The following is a 21011-nucleotide window of genomic DNA, read 5'->3' as shown; positions in this document are numbered from 1 at the left end:
AAAACCGGGGCTATATACATAACGATCGCTATGTAATAATTCAGGGCAAGTGATCGTGTCAATATTTTTTGTAGTGATCGTTATTATCAGGAGGGGGAAACATGGCTGAACGAGGAAGGCCGCGCGCCTTTGACCGCGGGCACGTGCTGGAACAGGCAATGGATGTGTTTTGGTTGCGGGGATACGAAGGGGCATCGTTGACCGCACTGACCCAGGCCATGGAGCTCAACCCGCCAAGCCTGTATGCCGCCTTCAAGAACAAGGAAGGTTTGTTCCGCGCCGCGCTGGATCACTACCTCACCCATCATGGCGCCTATCGCTACAGCGTCCTGGCAGACGCTGCGACGGCTCGCGAGGCGGTGGAGGTTTTGCTCAAGGAGACGGTCACGCGGTTTTATCGCAGCCATCCGCCCCGTGGCTGCCTGGTGGTGCTGGCGGCGTTGTCCGGAACCCCGGAAAGCCAGGTAATCCAGGACGAGCTCAGCGCACAGCGCAGAGAAACCCACCGACTGATCGAGTCGCGCATTCACCAAGGCCTGTGCGACGGAGATGTGCCGGCAGAGACGAATGTTCAAACCCTGTCGGGTTTCTACACCACCGTTATGTTTGGCCTGAGCGTGCAGGCCAAAGACCAGGTCCCGTATGAACAGATGATTGCGTTTGTGGACACCGCGATGGGCGTATGGCCACCGTTGCCGGTGTGATTCTGTAAGACGTCAGGGCGATACCCTACTGTTCTTGTCCTTCCATAGATGAGAGAAAGGTTGTCATTCTGAGTGGTTAATATCCAAACCTGATTGATAGATAGTGACGTCACTGGCTCAACGCCGGAACCTTCAAATCAATCGGAGCTTCATGATGACCATCAAATCTGTTCTCAGCCGTTACGAAACAGCCCTCAACACTAACGACATCAAAACCATCCTCGACTTGTACGGCAGCGAGCCGGTGTTCATGCCTCAGCATGCACCTGCCCTGGTCGGCCGTGACGCCGTGCAAGCGGGTTACGAGCAGGTCTTCGCCACCCTCAAACTGAATGTCAAGTTCACCATCCACGAGATAGAGGAAGTCGGTAACTGGGCCTGGGTGCGCACCTCCTCGGCGGGTACCACACACATTCTGGCGGCCGGGATTGATGTGACCGAGGGCAACAATGAGTTGTTTGTGTTCCGCAATGAACAAGGTAACTGGAAGATTCATCGCTACCTGTTCGCCACCACTCAACCACGCGCCTGAGGTCATCACCATGAAAGCTTTTGTCATTGAACAAGCTGGCACGCCTGATGCTTTGAAGCTACGCGACATTCCCTCTGTGCAACCCTCGGACGATGAAGTCAGGATCCGTGTCCGGGCATTGGGCCTCAACCGTGCCGAGACCTACCTGCGTGCCGGGAAAATGGGCCCGATCACCGCTCCCCGAGTGCCAGGTATCGAGGCAGTGGGTGAGGTGATTCATGACCCGTCGGGCACTTTTCGCACCGGCCAGCGTGTTGCTACGGCCATGGGAGGGATGCAGTTCGCCCGCAATGGCAGTTATGCCGAAGAGGTGACGGTGTTGCGCAGCAACGTGATCTCCCTGGACGGTTCGACGCTGTCATGGGAAGAGCTTGCCGCATTGCCTGAAGCCTACCTCACGGTGTGGGGCGCGTTGGACAAGAGCCTGGCGATTGAGCCAGGGCAGACGCTGCTGGTGCGGGGTGCGACGTCTTCGGTCGGCCTGGCGGCACTGACCTATGCCAAGGCCCGTGGCTTGAAAGTGATTGCCACGACCCGTTCGGCAGACAAGATCCAGCGTCTGCGTGAGATGGGGGCTGATGAGGTGGTGGTCGACAACGGCTCGATTGCCGAACACGTGCGCCAGTTGGTGCCTCAAGGGGTGGATGCGGTACTGGAGGTGGTCGGTGCGGCAACCCTGCGCGACAGCCTCAAGACCGTGCGCCCATTCGGGGCGGTCAGTGTGATCGGTTTGCTGGGCGGCGCGCCGATCCTGGAGCAGTTGCACTTGATGCAGGACCTGCCTTCGGCGGTGAAGCTGAACTTCTTTGGCAGTGGCTTGCTGGGCACGCCGGACATGCCCCTCAAGGACAGCCCCCTGTTGTGGATTGCCAAAGAAGTCGAAGCGGGGCGCATACCGTCGATCCGCACGAAAACCTTCGATTTCGAACAGATCCCTGATGCTCATCGCCTGATGGAAAGCGATGGGGCCCTGGGCAAACTGGTTGTAAAACTCTGACATTAAGGAGTACATCATGCGGACTTCATTCCTGGCGCTGACCTTGGGCGCCTTGCTCCTCCCCGCCCTTGCCCTGGCCGCTCAACCGGCCCCTGAAAAAGAGGATGTGAAAGAGGCGGTCACAGCCCAACTGAACCATTATCAGGCGGCGCTGAACGCTTCTGACCTGGATCAGGTGATGGCGCTTTATGCACAGGACGCGGTGTTCATGCCGCAAAACAGTTTGCCGGCGGTCGGGCGTGACGCCGTACGCCAGGCCTACCAGCAGGTCTTCGCCGCGATCAAACTCAACATACGCTTTACGATTGACGAGATTCGACCGCTGTCACGGGATTGGGCTTTTGCCCGCACGCGCTCCAATGGCACCGCCACGCCACTGGCAAGTGCTCAACCTGGTGGTGCTGAAGGGAATCAGGAAATCTTCTTGCTGCATCGGGAGGCCGATGGGAAATGGCGTTTTGCGCGTTACATTTTCTCTTCTACCAACGCTCCCAGGTAGTTGCAAATGGAGGCCATGCCTCGGATGGCAGGCACACAAAAACGCCGCTCGGTTATGAGCGGCGTTTTTGTGTGTCAGCGATTCAAACTCGGGGAAATGGACCCGCCAACAGAGCGGATCCAGACAATCAGTCAGAGTTTCGGCAACTGCCCGATACGCCCCATCATTTCGGTGACGATCTGCAGGTCCAGCAGGAACTGCTCGGTGGTCTTGAACTCGTTGTCGGTGTGGCCGGTGTATTTGACTTCAGGTCGTGCCAGGCCGAATTGCACGCCGTTGGGCAGGTCATGCACGGATGTCGCGCCGGCTGAGCTGCGGAACTTGTGTTCCATGCCCAGGTTTTCCGCAGCTACGATCAGCAACGTCTTGACCCATTCGCCCTCGGGGTTACGGTACATCGGCGCGGCAATCGAGTAATCGAAGGCCGGTATGATGCGGTTCTTGATGCTCCAGGCGCTTAGTTTGTCGGCGATTTCTTTCTTGAGTTTTTCCGGCGACTTGCCTTTGGGCACTCGCAGATTTACCGCCAATCTGAAGGTTTTTTCATCCATTGCGACAAGGGTCAGGGATGCGGTCAGTGGGCCCATGAAGTCATCGGAGAAACCCACACCCAATTTGTTGCCCAGGTAGTCCAGGCCCCAGTTATCGGCGGAGTAGCGGGCGGCGTCGGTAATCTCGTTATGTTTGAGCGCAACTTTGCCGTTCAGGCTGTTGATGAAGTCCAGCATTCGCGCCACCGGGTTGATGCCCGACTCTGGCGTGGAAGAGTGAGCGGATACGCCTGTCACGGTCAGCTTGACTTCTTTGTCGACCACCTTGGCTTCGACCGTGAAATCATTGCCATTGGCCTTGACATAAGCAGTGCCGGCTTGCTGCAGGCTGGTGGCCAATTCGGCGGGTGTGTCGCTGTGCAGTATCGCGACTGACGTCGAAGGAATCTGGTTGGTTGCAAGGCCGCCGGTCATCGAGAGGATTTCGGCGCCATTGCCCTCGCCCTTACGCCGGGTGAAGGTGGCCATTACGGTGCCATAGCCTTTCTCGGCGATCACTACCGGGTAGCTGCCATCCAGCGCCAGGTTATAGGTGGGTGTCGGGTTGCGTTCTAGGTAGTAGGGGATCGCGTCGCCGGTGGTTTCTTCAGTGGTGTCAACCAGCAGCTTGAAGCTGCGTGCCAGCGGCAGTTTTTCTTCCTTGATCACCCTCATGGCATACAGTGTGACCACGATGCCGTTCTTGTCATCTTCGGTGCCCCGGCCATACATGCGGTCACCGACCAGGGTGACGTCGAAGGGGTCGAGTACGGTGCCGTCTTCCAGCACCCAGTTCTCTGGTGTCACCGGCACCACATCCGCGTGGGCATGAAGGCCGACGACTTCATCCCCCGTGCCCTCCAGGGATATTTCATAGACGCGGTTGTCGACATTGCGAAAGCTCAGGTTGAAGGATTGCGCCAAGGCCTTGATCTTTGCGGCAATCTTGAAAAACTCAGGATTTTCATGCTGGGGAACACCCTCGATTTGGACGGTTGGAATGACCACCAGTTCACGTAGGGACTCGGTGGCAGCTGCGCCGTATTTAACCCGTGTATAGAGCCCCAACAGGCGATAGACGTCGTTCTGCTGCTCTGCAGTCAGCACCTTATTGTTGAGAAAAGCCTCGATTGCCGGGCCCAGGTTGGCGGTTTTCGCCACATCGCTCTTAGCCAGGTTGCCGAGGAACGTACGGAAATCCTTGATCGAGGCGTCATTCAGGCTTTTGAGAATAGTCGCACTCTGCTGCGGGTTGATGCTGGCGACGGCAGACACGCTAACCGAAGACAGGCTGGCAATCATCAGAGTGGCAGCGGCCAAGTGTTTGAGGGAAAGGTTCATTGTTGGGGCATTCCTTTGCTGGTGGCTTGTAAGATGTTTCTGAAGTCTGTGTCGGAAACACTTCTAAACACTAGCAGCACTTTTGAGAGGGAGGGGCCTTTGATGGGGTATGTCCTATGGCAATATGCAAATGCCGCCTCTGGCCAATACTGGCATTCTCAGGTTTATCGCGGTTGAGTCAGTCCAGGCTGTAGCGCACCGACAGGGTGCCTTTTTTCTCGGACAGGCCGAGGATGGTGACCTGGCCCACTTGGGCAAGCGCTTGCACATGGGTGCCGCCACACGCGTAGGGCGGCAGGTCGCCAAAGCCGACTTCCCGGCTATCGCCGTCCAGCACCATGTGGCGTGGCAAGTCTGCGGCGATCCACTGGTTGACCTGGTCCTGCAGGGTTTCGGCCTCCATGACTTGCGCCGACTCGCCACGGATAAAGTTGATCTTGCCTTCGCCGGGCCAGTGGTGGGCCTTGATCGGCATCCAACCCAGGGTTTCGCCAGCGTTGCCGATCAAATGCCCGGCCGAATGCAGGCGCGTATGCAAGGCGCGCCGTTGTGCGTCGATGCGGGCCTGGGTGGGGCCCGGCGTGAGGGGGCGGTCGACGTAATGCACGATGCGCCCGGCTTCCTGCACGACTTTCACGACGGTGCTGTCCCCCAGCCAGCCGGTATCAAAGGGCTGGCCGCCGCCCTGGGGGTGGAAAATGGTCGATTGCAGTACCACTGCAAACTGCTGTTCATGGGGCGTGCACTCCAGCACATCGACATCGGCAACCAGGTGGTCGTGGGTAAAAAACAGGCGCTGGGTCATGGTCTACATCCGCATCAGGGTTCTACCGGGCAGTATAAATAGTGCTCGGATGAGTGATAATCCATTCAAATATCAATGGACCTGTGCGTCATGAGCATCAATCTTCCTCTGCCACTGCTGGGCGAAATGGCGATTTTCGTCAAGGTTGTGGAAACCGGCAGTTTCTCCGAAGCGGCGCGCCAACTGGGCGCTTCGCCATCGTCCGTGAGCCGCAGCATCTCGCGCCTGGAACAGGCCCTGGCCACGCGTTTGTTGCAGCGCACCACGCGCAAGTTGCGCCTGAGTGAGGGTGGCGAAGAAGTCTTCAAGCGCTGCCAGGAGATGGTCAACGCGGCGCGCTCGGTGATGGAAATCAGCGGCCAGTACACCCACGAGGCCGAAGGACTGGTGCGGGTCAGCGTGCCCAAGGCGGTGGGGCGGTTTGTGGTGCACCCGCACATGCCGGAGTTTTTGCGGCGTTATCCCAAGGTCGATGTGCAATTGATCCTGGAGGATCGGCAGGTGGATATGATCGATGACAATGTCGACTTGAGCATCCGTATCACCGACAGCCCGCCGCCGGGGTTGGTGGGGCGCCAGCTGTTGCCGATCGAGCATCTGCTCTGTGCCACGCCACAGTATTTGGCTGCGCACTGCACACCGCTGCATCCCCATGACTTGCTGGAACACAGTTGTATTTACCTGGGAGAAACCCCCGGGGACGCACGCTGGAAATTCCGCCAGGCAGGCAAGACGGTGACGGTCGGCGTGCGCGGCCGGTACGCGGCCAACCACACGGGGGTGCGGTTGGATGCGGTGCTGCAGGATGTCGGGATTGGCAGCTTGCCGTACTTCACCGCGCGGCATGCATTGGAGGAGGGGCGCCTGGTGCAGGTCTTGCCGCACTGGGATTTCATTGCCTCGTACCATGGGGATGCCTGGTTGCTGCATTCACCCACGCGGTACCTGCCGCCGAAGCTGCGGGTGTTTATTGATTATCTGGTGGAGTGCATGGCGAAGGAGCCGACGTTGCGCAGGCGGTAGGAACAATGCGGTCGAAAACAATATGGGAGCGGGCTTGTGTGGGAGCGGGCTTGCTCGCGAAAGCGGTGAATCAGTCGCTGGATGTGTTGAATGACACACCGTATTCGCGAGCAAGCCCGCTCCCACACAAGCCCGCTTCCACATTTGATATCCAGTGCTTTCGGGATCAGTGCTTGGACTGGTCGTGGGGCATGGCCAGCAGCTGTTTTTCCTGGTTCCAGTCGAACGGTTCGTCGTTCTGTTCGGCTTCGAAGCGGCGTTCTTCCAGGGCCTGGTACATATCCAGTTCATCGTCGGGCATGAAGTGCAGGCAGTCACCGCCGAAGAACCACAGCAGGTCGCGCGGTACCAGATGGGCAATCTGCGGGTAGCGCAGGATGACCTGGCTCATCATGTCCTGGCCCAGGTATTGGCTTTCGATCGGGTCGATGGGCAGCAGGGCCCGCAGTTCATCAAAGCGTTCCAGGAACAAGACGTGGCTTTCCTCGGGAACCTGTTCGGCTTCGCCGACGGCTACCAGGATGCTGCGCAGGTGGTCGAGCAAGACGAGATGATCGGCAACGACGTTGGACACGAGAGTAAGTCCTCAAAAGCAAAAACGGGCGCGAGAGTATATAGCTCTCGCGCCCGCTTTTATATGACCGCTGGCTTAACGGACCCTGCCGGGGGCCTGGGCCAGCTCCTCCTTGCTGAAGTCATCCACGTCGATCACCTTGCGTCGCGCCGCTTCAGCCTCACGCAGGGTCTGTGCTTCAGCCGCTTGCAATACGCCAGCTTCCAATGCGGCATCGATGGCGTGTTCCCCGGCGCGAGGCTTGACCTGGCCACTCTTGAGCGCGCTGTGGAGTTTTTTCTGCAGCGGGTGGCTGGCACCCAGCAGGTCGTAGGCCTGTTGCAACGCGCCCACCGGGTCTTCGGCTGATTGTGGGCGGTAGCAGCCAGCCAGTAGTTCTTCGAGGGTCGGATCGCCCTTGGCCCGGCCAATCACGGCGGCGACTTCGGCATCCAGTGCATCGGATGGGCCTGTATGGCGACGGCCGAACGGGAACACGATTACCCGCAGCAGGCAGCCCAGCACTTTATTAGGGAAGTTGCTGAGCAGTTCATCCAGCGCACGCTCCGACTGGCCGAGGCTTTCTTCCATGGCCCAGGCAAACAGCGGTTCCAGGTGATCCGGTGAATCCAGGTCGTGGTAGCGCTTGAGTGCCGCCGAGGCCAGGTACATGTGGCTGAGCACATCCCCCAGCCTTGCCGACAGACGTTCGCGACGCTTCAGCTCGCCGCCCAGCAGCATCATGCTCAGGTCAGCCAGCAGGGCAAACGCGGCGGCCTGGCGATTGAGCGCGCGGAAGTAGCCCTGGCTCAAGCGGTTGCCTGGCGCTTTTTCGAAGTGGCCCAGGCCGAGGTTCAACACCAGGGTACTGGCAGCGTTGCTCACGGCAAAGCCGATGTGCTGCATCAACAGGCCATCGAACTCCTTGAGCGCCTGGTCGCGGTCTTCACGACCGGCGAGGGCCATTTCCTTGAGCACGAATGGGTGGCAGCGGATCGCGCCCTGGCCGAAGATCATCAGGTTGCGCGAAAGGATGTTCGCGCCCTCCACGGTGATGAAGATCGGTGCCCCTTGCCAACTGCGCCCCAGGTAGTTGTTGGGCCCCATGATGATGCCCTTGCCGCCGTGTACGTCCATGGCGTGGCTGATGCACTCGCGGCCGCGCTCGGTCAGGTGATACTTGAGAATGGCCGAGAGTACCGAGGGTTTTTCGCCCAGGTCGACGGCGTTGGCGGTGAGCATGCGGGCGCTGTCCATCAGCCAGGCGTTGCCGCCGATGCGGGCCAGGGCCTCCTGGATGCCTTCGAAAGCCGACAGCGGCACATTGAACTGTTCGCGCACCTGGGCATATTGGCCGGTCACCAGGCTGGTGAACTTGGCGGCCCCGGTGCCCACCGCCGGCAGGGAAATCGAACGGCCTACCGACAGGCAGTTCATCAACATCATCCAGCCCTTGCCGAGCATCTCCTGGCCGCCGATCAGGAAGTCCAGGGGAATGAACACGTCCTTGCCGGAGTTGGGGCCGTTCATGAACGCGGCACCGAGTGGCAGGTGACGGCGGCCGATGTCCACGCCCGGGGTGTCGGTGGGGATCAGCGCCAGGCTGATGCCCAGGTCTTCTTCTTCACCCAGCAGGTGGTCCGGGTCATGGGCCTTGAAGGCCAGGCCCAGCAGGGTTGCGACTGGACCGAGGGTTATGTAGCGTTTTTCCCAGTTCAGGCGCAGGCCGAGGGTTTCCTTGCCTTCCCATTCGCCTTTGCAGATCACCCCGGTGTCGGGCATCGCACCAGCATCGGAGCCGGCCAGCGGGCCGGTCAGGGCAAAGCACGGGATGTCATCGCCACGCGCCAGGCGCGGCAGGTAGTGGTTGCGTTGCTCGTCGGTGCCGTAGTGCAGCAGCAGTTCGGCAGGGCCCAGGGAGTTGGGGACCATGACGGTGGAAGCGAGGTCGCCGCTGCGGGTCGCCAGTTTCATCGCTACCTGGGAGTGGGCGTAGGCCGAAAAGCCCTTGCCGCCGTATTCCTTGGGGATGATCAGGGCGAAGAAGCCATGTTGCTTGATATGGTCCCAGGCCGCCGCCGGCAGGTCCATGGCCTGGCCGATTTCCCAGTCGGTGACCATGGCGCACAGTTCTTCGGTCGGGCCGTCGATAAAGGCCTGTTCTTCTTCGGTCAACTGCGCCTTGGGGTAGGCCAGCAGTTTGTCCCAGTCGGGGCGGCCGCTGAACAGCTCTCCGTCCCACCACACGGTGCCGGCGTCGATGGCATCGCGCTCGGTCTCGGACATCGGCGGCAGCACTTTCTGGAACCAGTTGAACAGCGGTGCGGTGAAGTACTGGCGGCGCAGGTCGGGCAACAGCAGCGGCGCGGCGACCACTGCAATCAACACCCAGAAAACCAGTAGCAGCCAGCCCGGTGCATGGCTGAAGGCACCCATTGCCAACAGGTAGACGGCGACCACACCCAGGGCGGGCAGGGGCGCGGTGCGACGGTGTGCCAGGTAGGCAATGCCGAGCACCAGAACCAGTATCCACAACAACAGCATATTCAATCCTCCGTGAAACCAGGGGCAGAAGCACCCTCAGAGCTTAGTCGGCATCCGAAAAAGCGGTGCCTGAGGGTGTTACGTGTGTGGCGGGAAGTGCTCTCCAGTCACAGGCAGCAGGCGCCGACATTTGGCCGAATCGTCGTTATCCCTCGGTCGGGCCTGTGGTTAGACTCCAGGCTCGCCTCGGAGAAAATCCCCATGAATGCGTACTTGAGTCCCAGCCGCTTCATCGATAGTGACCACCCCACGGTGGTGGAGTTCGCCGAAAAACACCGCGGTGCGAGCCGCGACCCCCGTGACCAGGCAGTCAGTCTGTACTACGCCGTGCGTGAAGCGGTGCGCTACAACCCTTACACCTTCAGCCGCGATCCGCAAACCCTGGCGGGCAGTTACGCCCTGGCCACCGGGCAGAGTTATTGCGTGCCCAAGGCCACCCTGCTGGCCGCCTGCGCCCGGCATTGCGGCATACCGTCGCGTATTGGCCTGGCGGACGTGCGCAATCACTTATCGACCCCGCGCCTGATCGAGCTGCTCAAGAGTGATGTGTTCGCCATGCACGGCTACACCGAACTGTATCTGGACGGGCGCTGGGTCAAGGCCACGCCAGCGTTCAACAGTCAGCTGTGCGAATTGTTCGATGTGCCGCCACTGGATTTCGACGGGATCAATGACAGTGTGTTCCACCCCTTCAACCGCCAGGGCAAGCGCTCCATGGAGTACGTGGTGGACCATGGGCAATTTGCCGAGGTGCCCGAGGAATTCTTCTTTGCCCACCTGGAGAAATGTTACCCACACCTGTTTGGCGAGCAGTCGCCGCAGCTGTTAGGCGATATGCAGAGCGATTTGAGTCGCGGCTGAACCGGCGTATGCTGCCCCGGCATTCATCTATTCAGAGGTCGATCATGCTGAAGATCTGGGGTCGTAAAAATTCATCAAACGTCAGGAAAGCACTGTGGTGCGCCGAGGAACTGGGCCTGGACTATGAGGCAATTGATGCGGGCGGGGCTTTTGGCGTGGTCGATACCCCGCAATACCGGGCGCTGAACCCCAATGGCCGGGTGCCGATGATCGAAGATGGCGATTTTGTGTTGTGGGAATCCAACACCATCGTGCGCTACCTCTGCGCCAAACAGGCATCGAGTTGGTACCCAAGCGACCTGCAGGCGCGGGCCAATGCCGAGAAATGGATGGATTGGACCACCTCCACACTGGCCGAGCCGTTCAAGATCGTATTCTGGGGCGTGCTGCGCACCCCCGCCGAGAAACAGAACTGGGACAACATCCATGCCGGTCGCCAGGCCTGCATCGAGGCTCTGGGCACGGTGGAGCAGGCCCTGGCCACGCAGCCCTACCTGTCGGGCAACGAGATCGGCATGGGCGATATTCCCCTGGGCAGCTTTATCTACGCCTGGTTCGAGATGCCTATCGAACGGCCCTCGATGCCTAATCTGGAGGCCTGGTACCAGCGTTTGCAGCAACGCCCGGCCTATCAAAAAGCGGTGATGACCGCGTTGACTTAATACTGACTATTAATACGGGTGACTGTACTTGTGCGGCGCACGCAAGCACCATGCCTGCCGTGCCCCGCAGTTGTATTGCGTGCAGTGCGCCCTTATCTATTGTTTCTATTCCCTTCCTTGGTGCGTAATCCGATATGAGTTCCGCTCTGTCCATCCGGCAGCTAACCAAAACCTACGGCAACGGTTTCCAGGCCCTGAGTGGTATCGATCTGGATGTCGCTGAAGGTGATTTCTTCGCCTTGCTCGGCCCTAACGGCGCCGGCAAGTCCACCACCATTGGCATTCTCTCGACCCTGGTCAACAAAACCAGTGGCACGGTGAATATCTTTGGCCATGACCTGGATAAATCCCCGGCCGCGCTCAAGCGCAGCATTGGTGTGGTGCCCCAGGAGTTCAACTTCAACCAGTTTGAAAAGACCTTCGATATCGTGGTGACCCAGGCCGGTTACTACGGCATCCCGCCGAAAATCGCCAAGGAACGCGCCGAGCAGTACCTGACCCAGTTGGGCCTGTGGGACAAGCGCGACGTGCCATCACGCTCCCTGTCCGGCGGCATGAAGCGCCGCCTGATGATCGCCCGCGCCCTGGTGCACGAGCCGCGCCTGCTGATCCTCGACGAGCCGACGGCCGGGGTGGACATCGAATTGCGTCGCTCGATGTGGACTTTCCTCACCGAGCTGAACCAGAAAGGCATCACGATCATCCTCACCACCCATTACCTGGAAGAGGCTGAACAGTTGTGCCGCAACATCGGCATCATCGACCACGGCACCATCGTCGAAAACACCAGCATGCGTAACCTGCTGGGCCAGTTGCATGTCGAGACGTTCCTGCTCGACCTGAAGAACAACCTGTCCGTGCCGCCCCAACTGATCGGCTACCCAAGCCGCCTGGTGGACAGCCACACCCTGGAAGTGCAGGTCGATAAAGCCATGGGCATCACTGCGCTGTTCAGCCAGTTGGCCACGCAGAACATTGAAGTGCTGAGCCTGCGTAACAAAACCAATCGCCTTGAGGAGTTGTTCGTGTCCCTGGTGGAGAAAAATCTGGCGAAGGTGGCGGTATGAGTTCCGAGTTCCAACCCAACCTGGTAGCGCTTAACACCATCGTCTATCGCGAAGTGAAGCGCTTCATGCGCATCTGGCCGCAGACCCTGCTGCCGCCAGCGATCACCATGGTTTTGTACTTCGTGATCTTCGGCAACCTGATCGGCCGGCAGATTGGCGATATGGGTGGCTTCACCTACATGGAATACATCGTGCCGGGGCTGATCATGATGTCGGTGATCACCAACTCCTACGGCAACGTGGTGTCGAGTTTCTTTGGCAGCAAGTTCCAGCGCTCCATCGAAGAACTGATGGTCTCGCCGGTCTCGCCGCACACCATCCTGATCGGCTACACCCTGGGCGGCGTGCTGCGTGGCCTGATGGTCGGGGCGATTGTGACGGTGCTGTCGATGTTTTTCACCGACCTGCAGGTGCATCACCTGGGGGTGACCATCCTGGTGGTGGTACTGACGGCGACCATCTTCTCGCTGCTGGGTTTTATCAACGCAGTGTTTGCGCGCAACTTCGATGACATCTCGATCATCCCGACGTTTGTGCTGACGCCGTTGACCTACCTGGGCGGGGTGTTTTACTCGATCACCTTGCTGCCGCCGTTCTGGCAGACCGTATCGCTGGCCAACCCGGTGCTGCATATGGTCAACGCCTTCCGCTACGGGATCCTCGGCGTGTCGGATATCAAGATCAGCGTGGCGATCACTTTCATGATCGTGGCCACGGTGGTGTTGTATATCGGGTGCGCGCGGTTGCTGGTGAGTGGGCGTGGGATGCGGACCTAAGCATCCAGCCGGACAGGCTCAAAAATGTTGGGGTAGGCTTGTGTGCGGGCTTGCCCTAATGCCAGTCAGTTAAGCGGTCATCGCCCTCTGTAGGAGCGAGCTTGCTCGCGAAGGACGTCAACGATAACGCGTGTTTGCTAGATAACCGCGGCGCTCTCAAGTTCTTCGCGAGCAAGCTCGCTCCTACATTTGGATTTGTGTGTGGCTCAGGGCTGCAGGGCGATTTCGATTAGTTCATGCAGCTCTTCAATCTGCATCGGCTCGGTAGCAAATAGAATCCGAAATACTGTTGGCGCCGCCAGCAAGTTGATCAGCCGATCTACGCTGGGCAATGCCTGGCCGCTACCCTGGTAACGATCCAGGATCACCTGCAACTGCCCGCCCAGAATCGTCACGCAATACCCCGGCGTCTGGCTGCACTGCACGTCGCGCATCATGTTACGCCCCGGTTCCGAACTCATCTCGTCCAGGTATTGCTCGGCCCAGGCCCGCAGGTCGCCGCGCAAGCTGCCGGTGTTGGCCGGTTCGCTGTCCGGGCGCATGCGCGCCAGGGCGACGTCGGCGAGCAGGGCGGCCAGATCGCCCCAGCGCCGGTAAATCGTCGAAGGTGTCACGCCTGCGCGCGCGGCGATCTGGGGCACGGTCACGCTGGTGCGCTCTTGCTCCTGGAGCAACTGACGCACCGCCGAATGAACCGACTCTTGTACCCGGGCACTGCGGCCCCCCGGGCGGAGGCCTTCTTTTATCGCCATGCCAAAACCTTAACACAAAGAATTTGCTTTAAGCTCGATGCAGTAGCACACTGCGCAAAAGCAAAATATTAGCTTTAGCGGAGCGTGCCCATGTCCAGCGTCACTTCTCACCGTTTCAGCCTGGTGTTCCTGGCGATCACTCTGCTGACGTTTCTCGCGGCCTCCAGCGCGCCGACGCCGTTGTATCACCTTTACCAGGAAGGCCTGCATTTTTCCGCCGGTACCCTGACGCTGATCTTTGGGGTGTATGCCTTGAGCCTGTTGGCGGCGTTGCTGACGGTCGGCTCGTTGTCGGATCACCTGGGGCGCAAACCCGTGATCTTTGTCGCGTTGGTCCTGAATATGCTGGCGATGCTGCTGTTTATCCACGCGGACAGTGTCGCCTGGCTGATCGCTGCCCGTACCTTGCAAGGGTTTGCCACGGGCATGGCCACCGCCGTGCTGGGGGCCGCGTTGCTCGATACCGACCGCCAGCAGGGCCCGTTGGTCAACAGTGTCGCGCCGTTGCTGGGCATGGCCTGTGGCGCCATGGGCAGCAGTTTGCTGGTGGAGTTCGCGCCGCTGCCCACCCAGTTGATCTACTGGGCCTTGTTCGGGCTGATGCTGTTGCAGAGCCTGTCTGTCTGGCGGCTGCCGGAGAGTGTCAGCCGCATGCCGGGTGCGCTGGCTTCGCTATGGCCGACTTTGCACGTGCCGCCCCAGGCGCGCAGGGCCTTGTGGCTGTCGTTGCCGGTGGATATCGCCGTGTGGGCGATGGGCGGTTTCTACTTGTCGCTGGCACCGTCGCTGGTGCGGGCGGCGACCGGATCGACCTCCAACCTGATCGGTGGCGGTCTGGTCGCGGTGCTGACCTTGAGCGGTGCGCTGATGATCTTCAGCCTGCGCAATCGCCCGGCAGACAAGGTGCTGCGCCTGGGGGCAAGCCTGTTGGCTGTGGGTGTCGCGTTGATCCTCGGCGCTGTCCACAGCGCCAGCCTGCCGCTGTTTTTCTTCGCTACGCTGATTGCTGGCAGCGGATTTGGTGCAGGTTTTCTTGGGGCGGTGCGTAGCGTGGTGCCCCTGGCGTTGCCCCATGAGCGGGCCGGGTTGATGTCGGCGTTTTACGTCCTGAGTTACCTGGCGTTTTGCCTGCCGTCTTTGCTGGCAGGCAACCTGACCCGCAGTTTTGGCCTGATCGCGACCACTGACGGCTACGGTGTGGTGCTGATCATATTGGCGCTTGGCGCCTTGATTGGCCTGATGAGGCAAGCACCCGTCAAAGCTGTATATAGGTAAAACAGATAACAGTTAGAGATATTACCCGTTATATAGATATTCGTTCGGCTTCTATCATGGACTCAACCTCATACGAGGAAGAGGATTTAGCCATGACGTGCCCCAATAGCATCACCAGCAGTTACAAACCGTTCAGCCACCTGGCCGGCCCCAGGGAAGTGATTCGCCAGTTCACCCCCAACTGGTTCGCCGCCACCATGGGGACCGGCGTTCTGGCGTTGGCCCTGGCACAATTGCCGGTGCAACTGCCGGGCGTCTATGCCATCGCCGAAGGGCTGTGGCTGCTGACGATTTTCCTGTTTGTGTTGTTCAGCGGCTTATACGCGGCGCGCTGGGTGATGTTCTATGACGAGGCACGGCGGATTTTCGGGCACTCCACGGTCTCGATGTTTTTCGGCACCATCCCCATGGGCCTGGCGACCATCATCAATGGCCTGCTGCTGTTTGGCCTGCCGCGCTGGGGCGAGGGCGTGGTGCAACTGGCTCAAGCCCTGTGGTGGCTGGACGTGGCCATGGCATTGGCGTGCGGGGTGTTGATCCCGTTCATGATGTTTACCCGTCAAGAGCACAGCATCGACCAGATGACGGCCGTCTGGCTGCTGCCGGTGGTGGCCGCCGAAGTCGCCGCCGCCAGTGGTGGCTTGTTGGCGCCGCACCTGGCCGATGCCCATTCGCAACTGGTGATGCTGGTGACCAGCTACGTGCTCTGGGCATTTTCCCTGCCCGTGGCCTTCAGCATTCTGACCATCCTGATGCTGCGCATGGCCCTGCATAAACTGCCCCACGCCAATATGGCGGCGTCGAGCTGGCTGGCTCTTGGCCCGATCGGCACCGGCGCCCTGGGCATGTTGCTGCTGGGCCAGGACGCGCCGGCCATCTTCGCCGCCAATGGTTTTGCCGGGATCGGTGAGATTGCCGCAGGCCTGGGGTTGGTTGCCGGCATCACCCTGTGGGGCCTTGGCTTGTGGTGGATGTTGATCGCAGTGCTGATCACCCTGCGTTACCTGCGCGCCGGTATTCCGTTCAACCTGGGCTGGTGGGGCTTTACCTTCCCGTTGGGGGTGTATGCCCTGACCACGCTGAAACTGGGCAGTACCTTGCACCTGGCATTTTTCAGCGTGACCGGCAGCGTGCTGGTCGCCGCCCTGGCCCTGATGTGGCTGGTTGTCAGCAAGCGCACGGTGCAGGGTGCCTATAAAGGTGAGCTGTTTGTTTCACCGTGCATTGCAGGATTGGGGAATAAGTAAGCAGGATTAGGTAAAGTCGTGGCCTGAAAACCAATAAAGCCTTCAGGCCACGCAGGAACACGGACGATGAGTCACCCCTCGCAATTCACTTTGCTGCGCAAACGGCGCTTTTTGCCGTTCTTCATCACCCAGTCCCTGGGGGCGTTCAACGACAATATCTTCAAGCAGTCGTTGATCCTCGCCATTCTCTACAAGCTGGCCATCGAGGGCGACCGCTCGATCTGGGTCAACCTCTGCGCCTTGCTGTTTATCTTGCCGTTTTTCCTGTTCTCGGCCCTGGCCGGGCAGTTTGGCGAGAAATTCAACAAGGATGCGCTGATCCGCGCGATCAAGATCGGCGAGATCGTGATCATGGCCGTCGGCGCCGTGGGTTTCATGACCAACCACCTGGAACTGATGCTGCTGGCCCTGTTTGCCATGGGTACCCATTCGGCGCTGTTTGGTCCGGTGAAGTACTCGATTATGCCCCAGGCCCTGCGTGAAGAAGAGCTGGTGGGCGGCAACGGCCTGGTGGAAATGGGCACGTTCCTGGCGATCCTCGCCGGGACCATCGGTGCCGGGGTCATGATGTCCTCAACCCACTACGCGCCGGTGGTGTCCACCGCGATTGTCGCCATTGCCGTGCTGGGTTACCTGGCCAGCCGTGGCATCCCTCGCGCGGCGGCATCGAGCCCCGAGATGCGCCTGGACTGGAATATCTTCAGTCAATCCTGGGCCACCTTGCGCCTGGGCCTGGGGCAAACGCCCGCCGTGTCGCGCTCGATTGTCGGCAACTCGTGGTTCTGGTTTGTCGGGGCGATCTACCTCACGCAAATCCCGGCCTACGCCAAAGAGTGGCTGTATGGCGATGAGACCGTGGTCACCCTGATCCTCACCGTATTCTCGGTCGGTATCGCCCTGGGCTCGATGCTCTGCGAAAAACTCTCCGGGCGTAAGGTGGAAATCGGCCTGGTGCCTTTTGGCTCGTTCGGCCTGACGGTATTTGGCCTGTTGCTGTGGTGGCACTCTGGCGGCTTCCCGCAGAACGTCCAGGCCAATGACTGGCTGACGGTCTTGAGCTATGGCCAGGCCTGGTGGGTATTGGCCGATATCCTTGGCCTTGGGGTGTTTGGCGGTTTCTACATCGTGCCGCTGTACGCCCTGATCCAGTCGCGCACCGCCGAGAACGAGCGGGCGCGGGTGATTGCCGCCAATAACATCCTCAATGCGCTGTTCATGGTGGTTTCGGCGATTGTCACGATCCTGCTGCTGAGCGTGGCCAAGCTGTCGATCCCCGAGCTGTTCCTGGTGGTGTCGCTGCTTAACATTGCGGTCAATACCTACATCTTCAGGATTGTCCCCGAGTTCACCATGCGCTTCATGATCTGGCTGCTCGGCCACTCCATGTACCGCGTGCAGCATCGCAACCTGGAACATATCCCGGACGAAGGCGCGGCGTTGCTGGTGTGCAACCATGTGTCGTTTGTCGATGCATTGCTGATTGGCGGTGCGGTGCGTCGGCCGATTCGTTTTGTGATGTATTACAAGATCTACCGTTTGCCGGTGCTCAACTTTATCTTCCGCACGGCCGGGACGATTCCGATTGCCGGGCGCCATGAAGACCTGGAGATCTACGAAAAGGCCTTCCAGCGTATCAGCCAATACCTGAAGGACGGTGAGCTGGTGTGTATCTTCCCGGAAGGCAAATTGACCGCCGACGGTGAGATGAACGAGTTCAAGAGTGGGGTGACGCGGATTCTTGAGGAAACCCCGGTGCCGGTGATTCCCATGGCGTTACAAGGGTTATGGGGGAGCTTTTTCAGCCGCGATCCGAACAAGGGGATCTTTCACCGGATCTGGTCGCGGGTGACGTTGGTGGCGGGGCCGTCGTTGACGGTGGAGCAGGCGACGCCAGAGGCATTACAGGAACAAGTGCTGGCATTGCGTGGCACCACCCTGTAGGTGCCCGGCTTGCCGGCGATGGCGTCCGCAAATCCATTACGGGATTCAAGGGCCTCATCGCCGGCAAGCCGGCTCCTACAACAGCATCAGGCGCTGATCTTGAGACCAATCAACCCGGCAATGATCAACGCCACACTGGCCAACCGGAACAGCGCCATGGACTCGCCAAACAGGATAATCCCGGCGATCACCGTGCCCACGGCACCGACACCGGTCCAGATGGCATAGGCGGTGCCCAGCGGCAACTCCTTCATGGCCAGCCCCAACAGGCCAAGGCTGACGGCCATGGCGGCAATCGTCAGGGCGGTGGGCAGCGGTTTGCTGAAACCATCGGTGTATTTCAGGCCGACGGCCCAGCCAACTTCAAACAGCCCGGCGAAAAACAGAATGACCCAGGACATAAAGACCTTCCTTTTAGAAGTGGGGCCGTCCCCGGATTGAATGCTCAAACGAGTCGCGGGGTCGTCCCCGCGAAGGTGCGTAGAGTGCCGAAAAGCCCGCGTCCTATCAAGTTTCGGCGAGGGCCTTGCGGTCTTCTTTTTCGCTCATCCGGCGGAAATACGTCGACAGCAACGCCCCGGAAATATTGTGCCAGACGCTGAACAAGGCGCTGGGTACCGCCGCCAGCGGCGAAAAGTGCACGCTGGCCAGCGCGGCTCCCAACCCCGAGTTCTGCATGCCCACTTCCAGCGCCAACGACTTGCGTTGCGCCAGCGGCAGTTTGAACACATGGCCGGTGAAGTAACCGAGCAAGTAGCCGAAGCTGTTGTGCAGCATCACCACCGCCATGATCAGCAGGCCCGATTCGGCGATCTTCGCCTGGCTCGCTGCGACTACGGCTGCGACGATCAGCACGATGCTGACCACCGATACCAGTGGCAATACCTCAACGGCGTGCCGCACACGAGCCCCCAGCAGGCGTTGGGCTGCTACGCCAAGGACGATAGGCAGCACCACCACTTGCAGGATCGACCAGAACAACTCCATGAACGACACCGGCAGCCAGGCCGAAGCCAGCAGCCAGATCAGCGCTGGCGTCAGCAACGGGGCGAGGAGGGTGGTGATGGAGGATATGGCCACCGACAGCGCGAGGTCGCCACGGGCCAGCCAGGTCATGACATTGGAGGAGGTGCCGCTTGGGCAACAACCGACCAGGATCACACCGACGGCGATTTCCGGCGGCAGTTGGAAGACCTGGCACAGCAACCAGGCCACGCTGGGCATGATCACAAACTGTGCGGCCACACCCAGTGCCACACGCCATGGGTGGCGAGCGACCTCGGCGAAATCTTCAAGTTTGAGGGTCAGCCCCATGCCAAACATCACCAGACCCAGCAGCGGCACGATGGCGCCTTTGAGGCCGATAAACCAAGTGGGCTGCAGGAACGCAACCACGGCAAAGATCAGCACCCAGTAGGCGAAGGTATTGCCGACGAAGCGGCTCAGGGCGGCGAGTGCACGCATGGGGATGTCCTTATTATTAGAGTGCTGGGAGTGGCAACCCAATCAACTGTAGGAGCTGGCTTGCCAGCTCCTACATTGATCGTGCCTGTTTAGATACCTTGCGGGGTCTCTTCACCGCCGAGTGCTTCCACCAGCGCCGGCAGGAAGTCGCCAAAGGTCAGCATCATCAAGGTAAAGCTGGCATCCAGTTGGCCCAGGGCTTCGTCACCGCCGTCCTGTTCAGCCTGGTCTTGCAGCAGGTCTTCGAACTTCAGGCGCTTGACCGTCATCTTGTCGTCGAGCATGAAGGACAATTTGTCCTGCCAGGCCAGGGACAGTTGGGTCACGACTTTGCCGGTGCTCAGGTGCAGCTGGATTTCTTCGCCAGTCAGGTCCTGGCGCTTGCAGCGCACGATACCGCCGTCTTCGTGGGTGTCGCGCAGTTCGCACTCGTCGAGGACGAAGAAGTCATCGGCCGGTTTCTGGGTGGTGACCCAGTCGGTCATGACGGCGGTTGGCGCGGTTTTCACGGTCAGTGGGCGTACCGGCAGGGTGCCGATCACTTCACGCAGGGTCGACAGCAGGTCTTCGGCGCGCTTGGGGCTGGCCGAATTCACCAGGATCAGCCCCTGTTTCGGCGCGATGGCGGCGAAGGTCGACGAGCGACGGATAAAGGCACGTGGCAGGAACGCCTGGATGATTTCATCCTTGATCTGGTCGCGTTCCTTTTTGTAGACCTTGCGCATTTGCTCGGCTTCGATCTCTTCGACCTTTTCCTTCACCGCATCACGCACCACGCTACCGGGCAGGATACGTTCTTCCTTGCGCGCAGCGATCAGCAGGAAGTCACCGCTGACGTGCACCAGGGGCGCGTCTTCACCTTTACCAAAAGGCGCGACGAAACCGTAAGTGGTCAACTCCTGGCTTGCACAAGGGCGCGCCGGTTTGGTGGCCATTGCAGTTTCCAACGCCTCGGCATCAACAGGCAGATCTTGGGTCAGGCGATAGATAAGCAGGTTCTTGAACCACATGGGGTGAGTCTCTCCTTTATACAAAGTGGGGCATTATTCTCTTGATAGCGTCTGAGGCCAACCCTGCCTAAGCCATTGGAAGGGCTGAAAAAAAAGATTTAAGAAAGTGCTTGCCAGACTTGGGGTCGCTCCGTAGAATGCGCGCCACACCGAAACGAAGGGTGATTAGCTCAGCTGGGAGAGCATCTGCCTTACAAGCAGAGGGTCGGCGGTTCGATCCCGTCATCACCCACCATTCGCTTCATGTGTTACGCGCAGCGGTAGTTCAGTCGGTTAGAATACCGGCCTGTCACGCCGGGGGTCGCGGGTTCGAGTCCCGTCCGCTGCGCCATATTTGCTTCCACTAAGGCCCACTGAACGCCTGGAAGCACCGGAAATAGCGGCCTTTGGCCGCTTTTTTCGTTTATAGCGTTCCATCGGAATCCACC

At 59.8% G+C, this 21011-nt stretch carries 20 protein-coding genes and 2 tRNA genes; 14 read left to right on the top strand and 8 right to left on the bottom strand.

Annotated elements, in window-relative coordinates:
- Positions 1-101 precede the first annotated feature (101 nt).
- The 4 genes from FJD34_RS21670 to FJD34_RS21655 all read left to right on the top strand — a co-directional run bounded on the left by FJD34_RS21670 (position 102) and on the right by FJD34_RS21655 (position 2732).
- The gene (locus tag FJD34_RS21670) at positions 102-704 is read left to right on the top strand and encodes a TetR/AcrR family transcriptional regulator (protein ID WP_065943530.1); all 603 of its coding nucleotides are present in this window, start codon (positions 102-104) and stop codon (positions 702-704) included.
- 154 nt (positions 705-858) lie between these two features.
- The gene (locus FJD34_RS21665; protein ID WP_032859259.1) at positions 859-1236 is read left to right on the top strand and encodes a YybH family protein; all 378 of its coding nucleotides are present in this window, start codon (positions 859-861) and stop codon (positions 1234-1236) included.
- 10 nt (positions 1237-1246) lie between these two features.
- Complete coding sequence (locus FJD34_RS21660; RefSeq protein ID WP_090290696.1) at positions 1247-2233, top strand: zinc-binding alcohol dehydrogenase family protein; 987 nt, start codon at positions 1247-1249, stop codon at positions 2231-2233.
- A 16-nt stretch (positions 2234-2249) separates the two neighbouring features.
- Positions 2250-2732, top strand: a complete 483-nt coding sequence (locus FJD34_RS21655; protein ID WP_032859262.1) for a YybH family protein — start codon at positions 2250-2252, stop codon at positions 2730-2732.
- A 131-nt stretch (positions 2733-2863) separates the two neighbouring features.
- Here FJD34_RS21655 and FJD34_RS21650 read toward each other — a convergent pair whose 3' ends face one another.
- On the bottom strand, positions 2864-4603 hold the full coding sequence (locus FJD34_RS21650) for a dipeptidase (protein WP_090290697.1): 1740 nt from the start codon (positions 4601-4603) through the stop codon (positions 2864-2866).
- Between the two features lie 178 nt (positions 4604-4781).
- Positions 4782-5408: an alanyl-tRNA editing protein gene (locus tag FJD34_RS21645; protein WP_090290698.1), complete on the bottom strand. Its 627-nt coding sequence runs from the start codon at positions 5406-5408 to the stop codon at positions 4782-4784.
- Between the two features lie 90 nt (positions 5409-5498).
- On the opposite strand from FJD34_RS21645, the gene FJD34_RS21640 reads away from it, so the two are divergent.
- Positions 5499-6431: a LysR family transcriptional regulator gene (locus FJD34_RS21640; RefSeq protein ID WP_090290699.1), complete on the top strand. Its 933-nt coding sequence runs from the start codon at positions 5499-5501 to the stop codon at positions 6429-6431.
- A 166-nt stretch (positions 6432-6597) separates the two neighbouring features.
- Here FJD34_RS21640 and FJD34_RS21635 read toward each other — a convergent pair whose 3' ends face one another.
- Together FJD34_RS21635 and FJD34_RS21630 are read right to left on the bottom strand one after the other, a co-directional pair.
- Entirely contained in the window at positions 6598-7005 is a 408-nt protein-coding gene (locus FJD34_RS21635) for a PA2817 family protein (protein WP_032859267.1), read from the bottom strand.
- Between the two features lie 75 nt (positions 7006-7080).
- A complete protein-coding gene (locus tag FJD34_RS21630) occupies positions 7081-9528 on the bottom strand; it encodes an acyl-CoA dehydrogenase (RefSeq protein ID WP_032859269.1) in 2448 nt (815 codons plus the stop codon).
- 201 nt (positions 9529-9729) lie between these two features.
- On the opposite strand from FJD34_RS21630, the gene FJD34_RS21625 reads away from it, so the two are divergent.
- From FJD34_RS21625 to FJD34_RS21610, 4 genes are all read left to right on the top strand, one after another.
- A complete protein-coding gene (locus FJD34_RS21625; protein WP_032859270.1) occupies positions 9730-10389 on the top strand; it encodes a transglutaminase-like domain-containing protein in 660 nt (219 codons plus the stop codon).
- A gap of 44 nt (positions 10390-10433) precedes the next feature.
- A complete protein-coding gene (locus tag FJD34_RS21620; RefSeq protein ID WP_032859271.1) occupies positions 10434-11051 on the top strand; it encodes a glutathione S-transferase family protein in 618 nt (205 codons plus the stop codon).
- A 134-nt stretch (positions 11052-11185) separates the two neighbouring features.
- The gene (locus FJD34_RS21615; protein ID WP_032859273.1) at positions 11186-12118 is read left to right on the top strand and encodes an ABC transporter ATP-binding protein; all 933 of its coding nucleotides are present in this window, start codon (positions 11186-11188) and stop codon (positions 12116-12118) included.
- Positions 12115-12894 carry an ABC transporter permease gene (locus FJD34_RS21610; RefSeq protein WP_032859275.1) on the top strand — a complete coding sequence of 260 codons (780 nt, stop codon included), beginning with the start codon at positions 12115-12117 and terminating at the stop codon, positions 12892-12894. Before FJD34_RS21615 ends, FJD34_RS21610 begins: the two co-directional genes overlap by 4 nt.
- Before the next feature lie 206 nt (positions 12895-13100).
- Here FJD34_RS21610 and FJD34_RS21605 read toward each other — a convergent pair whose 3' ends face one another.
- Positions 13101-13646, bottom strand: coding sequence for a TetR/AcrR family transcriptional regulator (locus FJD34_RS21605; RefSeq protein ID WP_032859276.1), 546 nt, complete (start codon positions 13644-13646; stop codon positions 13101-13103).
- Positions 13647-13736: 90 nt separating this feature from the next.
- Between FJD34_RS21605 and FJD34_RS21600 the strand changes: the two genes are divergently transcribed.
- From FJD34_RS21600 to FJD34_RS21590, 3 genes are all read left to right on the top strand, one after another.
- Positions 13737-14921: an MFS transporter gene (locus FJD34_RS21600; protein ID WP_090290700.1), complete on the top strand. Its 1185-nt coding sequence runs from the start codon at positions 13737-13739 to the stop codon at positions 14919-14921.
- Between the two features lie 92 nt (positions 14922-15013).
- Positions 15014-16168 carry a TDT family transporter gene (locus FJD34_RS21595; RefSeq protein WP_090290701.1) on the top strand — a complete coding sequence of 385 codons (1155 nt, stop codon included), beginning with the start codon at positions 15014-15016 and terminating at the stop codon, positions 16166-16168.
- A gap of 66 nt (positions 16169-16234) precedes the next feature.
- On the top strand, positions 16235-18109 hold the full coding sequence (locus tag FJD34_RS21590; protein WP_032859282.1) for an MFS transporter: 1875 nt from the start codon (positions 16235-16237) through the stop codon (positions 18107-18109).
- Positions 18110-18195: 86 nt separating this feature from the next.
- Here FJD34_RS21590 and sugE read toward each other — a convergent pair whose 3' ends face one another.
- The 3 genes from sugE to rdgC form a co-directional block, all read right to left on the bottom strand.
- Positions 18196-18510 (bottom strand): quaternary ammonium compound efflux SMR transporter SugE, encoded by a 315-nt coding sequence (gene sugE / locus FJD34_RS21585; RefSeq protein WP_065943540.1) that lies wholly within the window; start codon positions 18508-18510, stop codon positions 18196-18198.
- 106 nt (positions 18511-18616) lie between these two features.
- Positions 18617-19573 carry a bile acid:sodium symporter family protein gene (locus tag FJD34_RS21580; RefSeq protein ID WP_032859285.1) on the bottom strand — a complete coding sequence of 319 codons (957 nt, stop codon included), beginning with the start codon at positions 19571-19573 and terminating at the stop codon, positions 18617-18619.
- A gap of 89 nt (positions 19574-19662) precedes the next feature.
- On the bottom strand, positions 19663-20583 hold the full coding sequence (gene rdgC / locus FJD34_RS21575; protein WP_032859287.1) for a recombination-associated protein RdgC: 921 nt from the start codon (positions 20581-20583) through the stop codon (positions 19663-19665).
- Between the two features lie 159 nt (positions 20584-20742).
- Here rdgC and FJD34_RS21570 point away from each other — a divergent pair.
- Together FJD34_RS21570 and FJD34_RS21565 are read left to right on the top strand one after the other, a co-directional pair.
- A tRNA-Val gene (locus FJD34_RS21570) sits at positions 20743-20818 on the top strand.
- A 19-nt stretch (positions 20819-20837) separates the two neighbouring features.
- Positions 20838-20914: transfer RNA gene (locus tag FJD34_RS21565), tRNA-Asp, on the top strand.
- The last annotated feature ends 97 nt before the right edge of the window (positions 20915-21011 follow it).

Source organism: Pseudomonas brenneri, from assembly GCF_007858285.1.
Lineage (GTDB): Bacteria > Pseudomonadota > Gammaproteobacteria > Pseudomonadales > Pseudomonadaceae > Aquipseudomonas > Aquipseudomonas brenneri.
This window is presented reverse-complemented; position numbering and strand designations above follow the sequence as displayed.